11 protein-coding genes and 1 tRNA gene are annotated in these 14,020 nt (G+C 69.7%); 9 read left to right on the top strand and 3 right to left on the bottom strand.

The window, feature by feature from the left end:
- Positions 1–122: 122 nt before the first annotated feature.
- The 6 genes from AC2XR2_RS11005 to AC2XR2_RS10980 all read left to right on the top strand — a co-directional run bounded on the left by AC2XR2_RS11005 (position 123) and on the right by AC2XR2_RS10980 (position 8,062).
- Complete coding sequence (locus tag AC2XR2_RS11005; protein ID WP_330267600.1) at positions 123–995, top strand: helix-turn-helix domain-containing protein; 873 nt, start codon at positions 123–125, stop codon at positions 993–995.
- Positions 996–1,594: 599 nt separating this feature from the next.
- Entirely contained in the window at positions 1,595–1,945 is a 351-nt protein-coding gene (locus AC2XR2_RS11000; protein WP_330267601.1) for a chorismate mutase, read from the top strand.
- Between the two features lie 138 nt (positions 1,946–2,083).
- Entirely contained in the window at positions 2,084–2,623 is a 540-nt protein-coding gene (locus AC2XR2_RS10995) for a response regulator (RefSeq protein ID WP_381306952.1), read from the top strand.
- A 56-nt stretch (positions 2,624–2,679) separates the two neighbouring features.
- Positions 2,680–5,166, top strand: a complete 2,487-nt coding sequence (gene pepN / locus AC2XR2_RS10990; protein WP_491514929.1) for an aminopeptidase N — start codon at positions 2,680–2,682, stop codon at positions 5,164–5,166.
- Between the two features lie 116 nt (positions 5,167–5,282).
- Complete coding sequence (locus tag AC2XR2_RS10985) at positions 5,283–6,644, top strand: pyridoxal phosphate-dependent decarboxylase family protein (RefSeq protein WP_491514928.1); 1,362 nt, start codon at positions 5,283–5,285, stop codon at positions 6,642–6,644.
- A complete protein-coding gene (locus tag AC2XR2_RS10980; protein WP_491514927.1) occupies positions 6,641–8,062 on the top strand; it encodes a lysine N(6)-hydroxylase/L-ornithine N(5)-oxygenase family protein in 1,422 nt (473 codons plus the stop codon). Before AC2XR2_RS10985 ends, AC2XR2_RS10980 begins: the two co-directional genes overlap by 4 nt.
- Positions 8,063–8,107: 45 nt before the next feature.
- Here AC2XR2_RS10980 and AC2XR2_RS10975 read toward each other — a convergent pair whose 3' ends face one another.
- Positions 8,108–9,907, bottom strand: coding sequence for a bifunctional metallophosphatase/5'-nucleotidase (locus AC2XR2_RS10975; RefSeq protein WP_491514926.1), 1,800 nt, complete (start codon positions 9,905–9,907; stop codon positions 8,108–8,110).
- Positions 9,908–10,034: 127 nt separating this feature from the next.
- Between AC2XR2_RS10975 and AC2XR2_RS10970 the strand changes: the two genes are divergently transcribed.
- Together AC2XR2_RS10970 and pyk are read left to right on the top strand one after the other, a co-directional pair.
- Positions 10,035–10,721: an SIMPL domain-containing protein gene (locus tag AC2XR2_RS10970; RefSeq protein ID WP_381306940.1), complete on the top strand. Its 687-nt coding sequence runs from the start codon at positions 10,035–10,037 to the stop codon at positions 10,719–10,721.
- Between the two features lie 144 nt (positions 10,722–10,865).
- Complete coding sequence (gene pyk / locus AC2XR2_RS10965; protein WP_491514925.1) at positions 10,866–12,302, top strand: pyruvate kinase; 1,437 nt, start codon at positions 10,866–10,868, stop codon at positions 12,300–12,302.
- 7 nt (positions 12,303–12,309) lie between these two features.
- On the opposite strand, the gene AC2XR2_RS10960 is transcribed toward pyk, so the two are convergent.
- Positions 12,310–13,083 carry a transcriptional regulator gene (locus tag AC2XR2_RS10960; protein WP_491514924.1) on the bottom strand — a complete coding sequence of 258 codons (774 nt, stop codon included), beginning with the start codon at positions 13,081–13,083 and terminating at the stop codon, positions 12,310–12,312.
- Positions 13,084–13,169: 86 nt separating this feature from the next.
- Positions 13,170–13,252 (bottom strand) — tRNA-Leu (locus AC2XR2_RS10955).
- Positions 13,253–13,352: 100 nt separating this feature from the next.
- On the opposite strand from AC2XR2_RS10955, the gene AC2XR2_RS10950 reads away from it, so the two are divergent.
- Positions 13,353–14,003: an ANTAR domain-containing response regulator gene (locus AC2XR2_RS10950; protein WP_491514923.1), complete on the top strand. Its 651-nt coding sequence runs from the start codon at positions 13,353–13,355 to the stop codon at positions 14,001–14,003.
- The last annotated feature ends 17 nt before the right edge of the window (positions 14,004–14,020 follow it).

Below are 14,020 nucleotides of genomic sequence, written 5' to 3'. Positions count from 1 at the left end.
CTTCACGACTGGCGGCGATCACGTCCATGGACAAAGATCGGCGCTGCTTGGACCGAAGCGAAGCGATGGTTGTCGAACCGAAGCGATGGTCGCGAAGCGAAGCGATGTGGGAAGGCGCGGTGATGTACCACACCTGGATGCGGTTCTTCTCGCCCGGCCCCGTCCACCACCGCCTCGGCCTCGTCTGCCTCGGCGTCGGCCTCCAGTACGGTCCGCTGCCCACCGTCGGCCCCCGCACCCTCGACAGCCACGTCGCCGTCGTCATCAGCACCGGCACCGGGTGGTACGAGACCCCCGACGGGCGGCGCCGCACGGTCACCGCGCCCGCGCTGCTGTGGCTCACGCCCGGCGTCCCGCACCACTACGCGCCGGACCCGGAGACCGGCTGGGACGAGGGGTTCGTCGGCTTCACCGGGCCCGCGACCGCGACGTACACGGAACTCGGGTACATCGAGCCCGACCGGCCCGTCGTGCCCCTGTCCGACGCCGCCGGTCCCCGCGCGGTGATCGCCCGGATCGCGCGGGCCGCCCGCCGCGACAACCCCCTGCTGGAGGTGGAGACCGGTGCCGCCGTCCACGAGCTGCTGGTGGCCCTGCGCCGCGCCCGCGCCGACCTCGCGCCCGACGGCGACCCCGTCCTCAAGGCGCTCGCCCGGGACGCCTTCAAGGCGATGTCCGTCGCCGACCATGCCGCCCGGCACGGCATGACCCTCGCCGAACTGCGCACCGCCGTGCGGCGCGGCGCCGGGTGCAGCCCCAAGGACTACCTCCTCGGCATCCGGCTCGGCCGCGCCAAGGAACTCCTCGCCGCCACCGAACTCCCTGTCGCGTCCGTCGCCCGCCGCGTCGGCTACGACGACCCCGCCTACTTCTCCCGCCTCTTCACCCGCCGCGTCGGCATGGCCCCCGTCCGCTTCCGCGCCCAGGAAAGCCGAACCGTCCCCGGCGGCTGGAGCAACCAGGTCCCGGACCCGGACGATCCACCGAGAATTTGAGACCGGGGGGAGGTTTTCGGAGGAGCTGAGCGGGGGGGCTGGGGGGAGGGGGCGACCTGGCCAGGTGGGGGGTTGGGGGCGGAGTGCGGGGCTGGCTGGGAGGGGCCGGCAGGTTCGGAGCGCGTGGGCCCGGCCGGGACCGAGCCCAGGAGCTGACGGGCCCGGCAGGGGTGTTCTCCTGGGGATCCGAGCCCCTGTTTCCGGCCGGGGCACGGTGCTCCGGAGGGTGGGAGTCCACGGACTCCGCAGGGCCGTCTCCGTGGGGCGGAGCCTTCGGGCCGCCCGGTCTGGATGGCCCCCGCGGATCTGAGCCCTCCTTCCCGGCCGGGACGGTCCTCCGGAGGGTTCGGAGCCCGCGGCATCCGTCGGGGCCGGAACCTCGGAGCTTGCCCGGACGCCCCCGGTCGGCTGAGACGCACGCGGGCGAGCCGACCCCGAGCGTGGTCGCCCGCGGCAGGCTCGCCCAGCGGTACGCCCGGCCGGCAGCCTCCCCGTTCCCGGGCGGAGCCGCTCGTGGCGAGGGCGGCAGGTCCTCATGGTCGCGGTCGGTGCCCTCCGCCGATCACCCCCCTGCCCCCCGCCCCGTAGGGTTGTCGACCATGACCACCAGCAACACCGGAACCGGTGACGTCGACCCCGCTGTCCGTGCGGAGCTCGCGCGGCTGCGGGACAGCATCGACAACATCGACGCGGCCGTCGTCCACATGCTCGCCGAGCGCTTCAAGGCCACCCAGCAGGTCGGCCACCTCAAGGCCCGCCACCAGCTGCCCCCCGCCGACCCGGCCCGCGAGGCCCGCCAGATCGAGCGGCTGCGCACCCTCGCCGAGAACGCCAAACTCGACCCGGCCTTCGCTGAGAAGTTCCTGAATTTCATCATCGCCGAGGTCATCCGGCACCACGAGCGCATCGCCGAGGACACCGTCAACGGCACCCCCACCGTGACCGATTGACCTCGCGGAACTCCCCAGGGACGTGACACGGCGGCCCGCACCCGGCATGCTGCCCCGTGCACTCCTTGTCAGCCTGCGAGCACTCCCCGTCAGCACCCGGGCGTAGGCTGGTTCTCCGCGAGGGAGGGACGTCGGGCCATGCCGTCGGATGCCAGGATCCTCATCGTCGACGACCACGAGGACACGCTCTACGCCCTGGAGAGTGCCCTGGCCCCGCTGGGCTACCAGCTCGGCCGCGCCACCAGCGGTGACCAGGCCCTCAAGCAGGTCCTGCGCGGCCAGGTCGGCCTCCTGCTCCTCGACGTGCGGATGCCCGGCGTCAGCGGCCTCGACGTGGTCCGCTACATGCGCCGCCTGGAACAGACCCAGCACATCCCCGTCGTCCTGCTCACCGGCTTCGGCCCCGACCACGAACTGACCTCCGCCGCCTTCGGACTCGGCGTCGCCGACCTGGTGATGAAGCCCATCGACCCCTGGGCCCTGCGCACCAAGGTCCGCTACCTCTTCGACGCCCACCGCCGCCACCTCGCCCTCGAACAGGAGGTGCGGGAACTGCGCGCGCTCGTCAAGCCCGGGGAGCCCGCCGAACGGCCCGCCCTGCCCCACCCCGACGCCCGGGTCCCCGTGCAGCGCGGACAGGGGGCGCACACCGAGGAGCTCGAACAGGACCGGACATAAGGCGTGTACCGATCCGCCTCTGTGAGTTGGCCCTGCCATCAGGCAGCATGTCCTGCATGTCCGTACTGACGCGCGACGAAGCGCAGACCCGTGCCAAGCTCCTCGACGTTCACCGCTACACCATCGCGCTCGACCTCACCACCGGCGACGAGACCTTCGCGTCCCAGACCGTCGTCCGGTTCACCGCGCGTGCGGAGGCGGACACTTTCGTCGAGCTCAAGCCGGCCGAACTGCGAGAGGCGACCCTGGACGGCCGCCCCCTCGACCCGGAGACCCTCGACGGCAACCGGCTCCCCCTGACGGGCCTGACCGCCGGCGAGCACGAACTGCGGATCGACGCCGTCATGCGCTACTCCCGCACGGGCGAGGGCATGCACCGCTTCACCGACCCCAGCGACGGCGAATCGTACGTCTACACCCAGCTGTTCATGGACGACGTCCAGCGCGTCTTCGCCGCCTTCGACCAGCCCGACCTCAAGGCCGTCTTCGACCTGACGGTCACGGCCCCCGAAGGCTGGAGCGTCCTCGCCAACGGCATCACCGAACACCTCGGCGAGGGCCGCTGGCAGGCCGCCACCACCCCCCTGATCTCCACCTACCTCGTCGCCGTCGCCGCCGGTCCCTGGCACTCCGTGCGCACCGAACACCGCGGCCTGCCCTTCGGCATCCACTGCCGCCGCTCGCTGGCGCCCTACCTCGACCCGGACGCCGACGAGATCTTCGAGATCACCAAGCAGTGCTACGACCGCTACCACGAGAAGTTCGAGGAGCCGTACCCCTTCGACTCCTACGACCAGGCGTTCGTCCCCGAGTTCAACGCCGGCGCCATGGAGAACCCCGGACTCGTCACCTTCCGCGACGAGTTCGTCTACCGCTCCGCCGTCACGGACACCGAACGCCAGACCCGCGCCATGGTCATCGCCCACGAGATGGCCCACATGTGGTTCGGCGACCTCGTCACCCTGCGCTGGTGGGACGACATCTGGCTCAACGAGTCCTTCGCCGAGTACATGGGCTACCAGACCCTCACCGAGGCCACCCGCTTCACCGACACCTGGGTCGACTTCGGCGTCATGCGCAAGGGCTGGGGCTACGACGCCGACCAGCGCCCCTCCACCCACCCCGTCGCCCCCGAAGACGTGCCCGACACCGCCTCGGCCCTCCTCAACTTCGACGGCATCTCCTACGCCAAGGGCGCCTCCGCGCTGCGGCAGTTGGTGCACTGGCTCGGCGAGAAGGACTTCCTCGCCGGCATCAACACCCACTTCGCCCGGCACAGGTTCGGCAACGCCACCCTCGCCGACTTCATCGACTCCCTCGCCTCCGCCACCGAACGCGACGTCCACGCCTGGGCCGACGCCTGGCTGCGCACCACCGGCGTCGACACCCTCAGTCCCGTCGTCACCCGCGGCGAGGAAGGCACGTACACCCTCCAGGTCCAGCACCAGGGCAGCCGCCCGCACCGCATCGCCGTCGGCCTCTACGACCAGGACGTCACCGACGAGGGCCGCCACCTGGTCCTCCGCGACCGCCTCGACCTCGACGTCCCGCAGACCGAACCCCTCCCCATCGGCAAGCGCCCCGCCCTTCTGCTCCTCAACGACGGCGACCTCACCTACGCCAAGGTCCGCTTCGACGCCGAGTCCTTCACGACGGTCACCGAGTGCCTCTCCGGGCTGCCCTCGCCGCTGACCCGCGCCGTCGTCTGGAACGCCCTGCGCGACGCCGTCCGCGACGGCGAACTGGCCCCCTCCGCCTACCTGGAGGCCGCCCGCGCCCACCTCCCGCACGAGACCGACCTCGCCCTCGTCCAGGGCGTCCTCGCCTTCGCCGCCGGCTACGTCGCCGACCGCTACGTCACCCCCGAGGAACGCCCCGCCGCCCTGTCCCTCCTCACCGCCCTGTGCCGCGACCTCATCCGCCGCACCGAGGACGGCGACAACCCCGGTCTGCGCCTGATCGCCGTCCGCCACTGCATCAACGTCGCCGCCCATCCCGACACCATCGCCGCCTGGCTCGCCGACGGCACCGTCCCCGGCGGACCCGAACTCGACCCCGAACTGCGCTGGCGCGTCCTCGCCCGCCTCGCCGTCCTCGGCGCCACCGACGAGGCCGCCATCGCCGCCGAACTGGCCCGCGACCCCTCGGCCACCGGCCAGGAAGGCGCCGCCCGCTGCCGCGCCGCCCTGCCCTCCGAGGAGGCCAAGGCAGCAGCCTGGGACGCCATGTTCACCCGCGACGACCTCTCCAACTACCTCTTCACCGCCACCGCCCAGGGCTTCTGGCAACCCGAACAGGCCGACCTCGTACGGCAGTACGTGCCCCGCTACTACGACGACGCCGTCGCCCTCGCCGCCCGCCGGGGCCCCGCGATCGCCGACGCCGTCGGCCGCTGGGCCTTCCCCGACCACGCCATCGACGAGGACAACCTCAGCCTCGGCCGGACCTGCCTGGACGACGCCGACCCCATCCCCGCCCTGCGCCGCAAACTCGTCGACCAACTGGACGACCTCGGCCGCGCGTTGCGGGTGCGCCAGGCATAGAGCGGGTTTTCCCCGTACGGGAGTACCCCCTTTCGGGTCAGGATCGTTGAACTCTCCGGGCGCGCCCAGGCAGCCGCGTCCAAGCTGGAAGTCCCCAGCGCCCCCGGAGGTCGACGATGCACACGCCACTGCGTCCGCTGCTCGACACGGTCCTGGAGGCGCTGGAGGAGGGGACCCGCCTGAGGGGCGGGCCGCTGCCGGCCGGGGGCCCGTCGGAGGTGGCCGAGCGGGTACGGGCCGCGGTGGGGACCGTACTCCCGGACGACGGCGACCCGGAGGCCCTACGGCACCTGGTGCGCACCCTGGCGGAAGGCGCCGCGGACCCGGCGCACCCCCTCTGCGCGGCCCACCTCCACTGCCCACCCCTGGCGGTGGCGGCGGCAGCAGACCTGGCCGTCAGCGTCCTGAACCCATCGATGGACTCCTGGGACCAGGCTCCGGCAGCATCGGAGCTGGAGTCACTGGTGACACGGCACCTTGCGAGAGAGGTCTACGGCGAGACACCTAGGGGCGCGGGGAACTGCGCGACCAGCCCCCACCGGCCTGACGCTTTGATCACAACCGGTGGCACGGAATCAAACCAACTCGCCCTCCTCCTGGCCAGAGAGACCCTGGGCCCGGGGGTCCGACTGGTCTGCGGCGAGAACGCCCATCACTCCCTGCCAAGAGCAGCCTGGCTTCTTGGCATGCCCGCCCCGATCATCGTCCCCACGCCCAACGGCACCCTCGACCCCGCCGCCCTCGACAAAGCCCTGCACGGACCGTCGGTCATCGCAGCCACCGCCGGCACCACGGACGCCGGCCTCATCGACCCTCTCCCCGAGATCGCCGACTGGTGCGCACACCGAGGAGCCCGTCTCCACATCGACGCGGCCTACGGCGGCGGCCTCCTCTTCAGCTCCCGGCACCGGGCGAAACTCGACGGGCTGGCCGCGGCCGACACAGTGACCCTCGACCTCCACAAACTCGGCTGGCAGCCGGTCGCCGCAGGACTCCTCGCCGTCCGCGACAAGAACGACCTCGCCGCCCTCCACCACCGCGCCGACTACCTCAACGCCGACGACGACACCGAAGCCGGCCTCCCCGACCTCCTAGGCCGCTCCCTGCGCACCACCCGCCGCCCCGACGTCCTCAAGATCGCCGTCACCCTGAAAACCCTCGGCCGCACAGGACTCGCCGCCCTCGTCGACCAAGTCTGCGAACAGGCAAGGGAGTTCGCGAAAGCCGTCGACGAACACCCCGGCTTCGAACTCCACGCCCCGCCCACCATCAGCACGGTCCTGTTCCGCCCCGCAGACGCCACCGACGACGCCGTCGCCGCCGTACGCCGACAACTCCTCGAAGACGGCCGGGCCGTACTCGGCCGAGCCCGCGCGGCGAACCGGCTCTGGCTCAAGGTCACCCTCCTCAACCCCACCACCCGGCCGGCCGACCTCGCCGGACTCCTGACCCTCGTGGAAGGAAGCACCCCCCGATGAACCCCCACCCCCCACACCACGAGCCCGACGCGCCCCGCGACCTCGTCGGCATCGGCATCGGCCCCTTCAACCTCTCCCTCGCCGCCCTCGCCCAGCCCCTCACCACCCTCGACGCCGTCTTCTACGAACAGCGCCCCGCCTTCGACTGGCACCCCGGCCTGCTCATCGAGGGTGCCACCGTCCAAGTCCCGTTCCTCGCCGACCTGGTGACCCTCGCCGACCCCGCCAGCGACTGGACCTTCCTCAACTACCTCAAGGCCCGCGAGCGCCTCTTCCCCTTCTACTTCGCCGAGCGCTTCCACATCCAGCGCGCCGAGTACGACGCCTACTGCCGCTGGGTCGCCGAGAACCTCCCCGGCCTGCACTTCCGCCACCAGGTCGACGCCGTCCGCTTCAACCCCGAACGCGACGTCTTCGAAGTCGACTTCACCCAGCTCGACAGCGACGGAGAAGCCGAGGCCCTCGGCCGTACGTACACCAAGAACATCGTCCTCGGCATCGGCACCGAGCCCTACGTACCGGAGCCGTTGAAGCCCCTCGTCGAGGCGCCCGGCGTGCCCGTCATCCACGCCGCCGACTACCTCGACCACCGGCGAAGCCTCCTCGCCGCCGAACACGTCACGGTCGTCGGCTCCGGACAGTCCGGCGCCGAAATCTTCCTGGACCTGCTCAGACACCGCCCGGCGGGCCGCGAGCAACTGCACTGGCTCGGCCGTACCGAGGCGTTCGCGCCGATGGAGTACTCCAAGCTCGGCCTGGAACACTTCACCCCGGACTACACCCGCTACTTCCACGCCCTGTCCGAGAGCGTCCGCGACCGCCTCGGCACCACCCAGTGGCAACTCCACCGGGGCATCGGCGCCGACACCATCGCCGCCATCCACGACGAGCTCTACCGCCGCACCCTGCACGGCGGCTGGCCCGACGCCGTCCTCACCCCCGGCGTCCGCGTCCGCACCGCCGGCCGCATCGCCACCACCAAGGTCGAACTCCACCTCGAACACATCCAGCAGGGCAGCCGCTCCCGGCTCACCACCGACGCCGTCGTCCTCGCCACGGGCTACCGCGAACGCCCCCTCGACCGCATCCTCGCCGGACTCGACCCCTACCTGCGCCGCGACAGCCGCGAACGCCCGCGGGTCGACGAGCAGTTCGGACTCGTCCTGGACCCCTCCGTCAGCGGCGCCGACTGTCACGTGTACGTCCAGAACGCCGAACGCCACACCCACGGCGTCGGCACCCCCGACCTAGGCCTCGCCGCCTGGCGCAGCGCCACCATCCTCAACACCGTCACCGGCAAGGACGCCTACCCGCTGCCCGCCCGCACCGCCTTCACCAGCTTCGGCCTCGAACAGCGACCACAGATCCCCCAGGCCCGCACCGCCCCCGCACTGACCCCCCTGGTCGAAGGACGGTGAGAACGCCGGCGACGGCGTGCGGAGCGACGTCGCCGGCGCGCACCACTAGAACACCGGCGTCCCGTCCCGCGTGAGCTTCCAGTCCACCGACGCGAAGTCCTTCGGGTCCAGCACGCCCTTCGCGGTCACCCACTCCGCGATCCGCGTGCGGATCTCCGTCGACTCCGACCACAGCTCGGTGGCGGAGGCCACGTGCGGGAACGCGCCGCCGCCGTTGGCACGGTAGTTGTTCACCGCGAACACGAACTTCTGCGCGTCGTCCAGCGCGGCACCGTTGTACGTCAGGTTCCTGATCCGCGAACCCGCCGCCTGCGCGATGTCGATGTCGTACGACAACCCCGACACGTAGTCGTAGTTGTAGTCCGGACGGTTGTTCGCGTTCGTCAGCTTCTCCACGTCCACGGCCGCACCCGCCGCCGTCCGCACGAAGTACTCCGCCGAGTACTCCAGGTACGCCCTGATCTGGACACCCGTCAGCAGCTTCGCCACCAGCGTGTTGTCGTACACGTACAGACTGGACAGGTCCCGGATCGTCACCTCGCCGGCCGGGATCTCCGAGGTCCGCGAGAACGGCGAGGCCTGCGCGATCACCGGCAGCGAGGCGTACTCCGTGCCCGCCAGCGCCGCCCTGACCACGTCCTCCTGGACCTTCGTGATCAGGTCGATGATCGGGGCGTCCTTGTAGCGCGCCTCGACCGTCGTCAGCGTCTCCGTCGCCGTCCCGACCACCTGGTTGACGTACTTCACGACGACATCGTGGTCGTCCTTCAACAGCTTGGTGATCTTCGGATCGTCCGCCACCGAGTTCGAGTTGAGCACCTTCGACGACACCGACTCGACCGACCAACGGCCCTTCTCGAAGACCAGCTCGAAGTCGAACAGCGACAGCCGCTCCGCGTACGCCAACGGCTCCGACAGCACCACCGTCTTCCCGGTCTGCGTGTTGGTGACCTGCAGCTCCGGGATCTCCACATGCGCGTGCCCGACCAGGATCGCGTCGATCCCCGGCACCTGCTGCGCCACCAGCGCCGCCGAGTTCTCCACGTACGGCAGCTGGTCACCGTACGACGACGTGCCAGAGGACCCCGAGTGCGCCGACACGACCACCACGTCCGCACCCATCGACCGCAGCTTCGGCACCCACTTCGCGGCCTGCTCCTCGAGCCCCGGGAACGTCAACTTCCCCTGCACATACGCCTTGTCCCAGATCGCGATACCCGGGTTCGTCAGACCCAGCACCGCCACCTTGACCGGCGGCGCGCCCTTCACGTGGAACCTCTTGATGAAGTACGGCGGGAAAGCGGGCTTCAGCGTCTTCGCGTCCAGCGCGTTCGCGCCGAGCAGCGGGAAGTCGCACTGCTCCTCGAACTTGCGCAGCGTCTCGATGCCGTAGTTGAACTCGTGGTTGCCGAGCGCCACCGCGTCGTACCCGATCGCGTTCATCGCCGCGGCCATCGGATGCACCGGACCGCCCTTGGCGGTGATCGGGTCGACCTTCGCGTAGTAGTACGTCAGCGGAGTGCCCTGGATCGTGTCGCCCGCGTCCAGAAGCAGCGTGTTGCAGCGGCCCTTCTCCTTGCGGACCTGGTTCACCAGCGTCGAGATCCGCGACAGACCCTGCGCGTTGCCCGCCGCGTCCTTGTACTCCGCGTCCTTGAAGTAGTCCCAGTTGAAGACATGACCGTGCAGGTCGGTGGTGCCCATGACCGTGAGCGAGTACCGCTTCACCGGCTTCCTCCCGCTCTCCGCGGCCTGCGCGGCAGGAGCTCCCACGGCACCCGCCAGCGCGACCCCCGCCCCGGTCACGGCGGACTTCTCCAGGAACTTCCTGCGGTTCAAGGGCATGTCTTGATCTCCTCGGGGAAAGGTCAACAACGCGCGTAGATTCTGACCCGGCCATGCCGAACGGCAACAGCCCCCACAGGTTTCGATCTGGTGACTCACCCCGCGAAAACTGACACAGTGAGGCGTTATGACCGTTCCCTACGGCACCCCCGACGCACCCCGCATCGCCGTCCGCGGCGAAGCCCACCTCGAAGTCGACCCCGAACTCGCCCGCATCGGCGTCACCGTCGCCTCCCGCGGCAAGGACCGCCGCACCGCCCTCGACGACCTCACCCGCCGCAACGCCACCGTGCTGGACCTCCTGAAGTCCTACGGCGACGCCGTCGAACACCTCGAGACCGGCTCCTTCTCCGTCACCCCCGAACTCAAGGAACACGGCCGCGGCGAACGCGTCCACGCCTACCACGGCCGCGTCACCATCACCGCGGAACTCACCGACTTCACGGCCTTGGGAGAGCTGACGACCCGGTTGGCCGACCAGGAGTTGACGAGGGTCGACGGACCCTGGTGGGCCCTGCGCCGCGACTCACCCGTCTACCGCGAAGCCCGCCAACAAGCGGTACGGGAAGCCGTCCAGCGGGCGAAGGAGTACGCGGAGGCACTGGATACCTCCTTGGCGTCCCTGCTCGAACTGGCGGACATCGGCGCCGAGGACCCCGAACCCCGCTTCGTCGGCAAGGCCAGCCGCGCCCGCTCCATGGCCTACGAGGCCGCAGCCGACACCTCGGCCGCCCCACTCGACCTCGAACCCCAGCGCCAACACGTCTACGCCCACGTCAACGCACGTTTCACGATGGCACCACCGAGGCTGTGAGAGGCCGCCGGATTTGCTCCCGCGATGCTCATCGGAGCGGGGCCCCGCACACTTCAACACTTGTCAAGAGGCTTTCACCCGAAGGTTGTTGAGTCGTCATGTGCGGCCAATTCCCTACCCGCCGGTAAGGCCTAATGTCGAAACATGCGCCGAGCAAAGATCGTCTGCACCCTGGGCCCCGCCACCGACTCCTACGACCAGATCAAGGACCTGGTCGACGCCGGAATGGACGTCGCCCGCTTCAACCTCAGCCACGGCAGCTACGCCGAGCACGAGGAGCGGTACCACCGCGTCCGCAAGGCCTCCGACGAGACCGGCCGCAGCGTCGGCCTCCTCGCCGACCTTCAGGGCCCGAAGATCCGCCTCGGCCACTTCGGGGAAGGCCCCGTACTCCTTGAACGCGGCGACACCTTCACCATCACGGTGGAGGAGGGAGCCGAGGGCGACCAACAGCAGTGCGGGACGACGTACGCCGGACTCGCCGGGGACGTGTCCGTGGGCGAGCGGATCCTCGTCGACGACGGCAAGGTCTGCCTGGAGGTCACCTCGGTGGAGGGCCCCCGCGTCCACACCCGAGTGGTCGAGGGCGGCATGGTCTCCGACCACAAGGGACTCAACCTGCCGGGCGTCGCGGTGTCGGTCCCCGCGCTCTCCGAGAAGGACGAGGAGGACCTCCGCTGGGCCCTGCGCATGGGCTTCGACGTGATCGCCCTGTCCTTCGTCCGGTCGGGGCGTGACATCGAGGACGTCCACCGGATCATGGACTCGGCGGGACGCCGGGTTCCGGTGATCGCCAAGGTGGAGAAGCCGCAGGCGGTCGACGCCATCGAGGACATCGTGGCGGCCTTCGACGGCATCATGGTGGCCCGCGGCGACCTCGGCGTCGAGATGCCGCTGGAGCAGGTGCCGATCGTCCAGAAACGCGCGATCAAACTGGCCAAGCGGAACGCGAAGCCGGTGATCGTGGCGACGCAGATGCTCGACTCGATGATCGAGAACTCGCGGCCGACGCGCGCCGAGGCGTCCGACGTCGCCAACGCGGTCATCGACGGCACCGACGCGGTCATGCTGTCCGGCGAGACGAGCGTCGGGAAGTACGCCGTCGAGACGGTCCGGACGATGGCGAAGATCGTCGAGGCGGCGGAGGAGGACATCCTGGCGAAGGGGCTGCCGCCGCTGACCGAACGCAACAAGCCGCGCACCCAGGGAGGGGCTGTCGCCCGGGCGGCGGCGGAGATGGGCGACTTCCTCGGCGCGAAGTTCCTGGTGGCCTTCACCCAGTCGGGCGACACGGTCCGCCGCCTCTCCCGCTACCGCTCCCCGATCCCGCTGCTGGCCTTCACCCCGGAGCCGGCGACTCGCTCGCAGCTCAGCCTCACGTGGGGCGTGGAGACTTTCCTGGGCCCGCAGGTCGACTCCACGGACGCGATGGTGGACCAGGTGGACGAGCTGCTGTTGCAGTACGGGCGCTGCGAGAAGGGCGACGTGGTCGTGATCACGGCGGGCTCGCCCCCTGGGGTTTCCGGGTCGACGAACCTGGTCCGGGTGCACCACATCGGGGAGGACGACAGTCCTGAGTAGGGCGGGGTCAGTGTTTGGGGCCTACGTGGGTGTCCATGAGGGCGACTGAGGCTTTGCGGGCGATGGAGATGTTGAACGGGTCGCTGCCGCGAGCGAGGGTCGTCCACTCGACACCCACCTCGTCGAGGGTGTCGGTGAAGAGGCGCCGGATGTCGTCGGACTTGTTGCTGAAGAAGTACCGGGGATATTCGTAGCGCTTGCGTTCACCGGCTACGAGTCGGGTTGTCCAGTTGGTGATGCGGCACCCGTCGGAGTGGATGAGACCCCGGATGAACTCCCAGGGGTAAGCGTCGACGATGGTCTGCTGCCAGGGTTCGAGGGCGATGACGCGCTCGTGCTTTTTGCCGGGGCCGTGTTGAGGGAAGAGGCAGGGCCAGTGCTTGCTGGAGCCCGTGACAGCGACACAGCCCTGTTTCTTGACACGGCACACGCTGTTGTCCGGGCGGACGGAGCGCATCGCGGACTCGCACTCGTCAATCACACCTGGCCAGGTGTTGTCCAGCACGATGCGCATGAAGTAGACCCCGCGCCGGTGGAGGTTGATGCACCCGTCGCCGAGATAGAGGCCCAACAAGTACGAGTACATCTCGGGCGCGTCCGGAGGCTCGGGGCGTTCCTGGCATCGCGGGCATGGTCTGCCACTACGCCTCATGGGATCAATGCGTGCTTGCCAGGCGCGGATCGCGAATCGCGAGACTCCGACTTCTTTGCTCACGGAGTTCAGGCTGCGCCCCTGAGCGACAAGGGCCAACGCTCGCTTGCGTGTGCTGACGTCGTACATGCGGCCACTCTGGGCGAGTGATCGCGAAGACACGCAGCAAAAAGCGGATGTTCACGAGAACGTGGACATCCGCTTCTGGGTCAGAGTGCCGGGTGCGGGATTCGAACCCGCACGCCCTTTCGGACAATCGCTTTTGAGGCGATCATGTCTACCCTTCCATCAACCCGGCTAGGCGACAGGCCAGAAGCATACCGGGTCACCGAAGCTCCCTGCCTCTAGGTAGGCTTCCTAAGCAGCAGTACCTGCCCGGCCCGTAACAAGGAGCCCCCGTGACCGCCCCCGAGTCGCCCCAGCCCGTAGACGCGCCCGACGACGACAAGTCGCACGTGCCTCCGCTGACGACCCGTGTCGTCATCGCCGAGGACGAGGCCCTGATCCGGCTCGACCTCAAAGAGATGCTGGAAGAAGAGGGCTACAGCGTCGTCGGCGAGGCCGGTGACGGTGAGCAGGCCGTCGAGCTCGCCCGTGAGCACAAGCCCGACCTCGTGATCCTCGACGTCAAGATGCCCAAGCTCGATGGCATCTCGGCCGCCGAGAAGATCGCCGAAGAGCGCATCGCGCCCGTCCTCATGCTCACCGCCTTCTCGCAGCGCGACCTCGTCGAGCGGGCGAGGGACGCCGGTGCCATGGCGTACCTCGTGAAGCCGTTCAGCAAGAGTGACGTCGTGCCGGCGATCGAGATGGCCGTGTCCCGGTTCACCGAGCTCAGGGAGCTGGAGAACGAGGTCGCGGACCTCACCCTCCGCCTGGAGACGCGCAAGCTCGTCGACCGTGCCAAGTCGATCCTGCAGACGTCGTACGGTCTGACCGAGCCCGCCGCGTTCCGGTGGATCCAGAAGACGTCGATGGACCGCCGTATGTCGATGCAGCAGGTCGCGGAGGCGGTCATCCAGGACGCCGACGAGAAGAAGGCCAACTAGGGCTGAGCTCGACAGTC

It is taken from the genome of Streptomyces sp. LS-MS-L19, from assembly GCF_058382285.1.
Note: the sequence above shows the minus strand (reverse complement) of the source record. Positions and strands in the feature narration are given on the sequence as shown.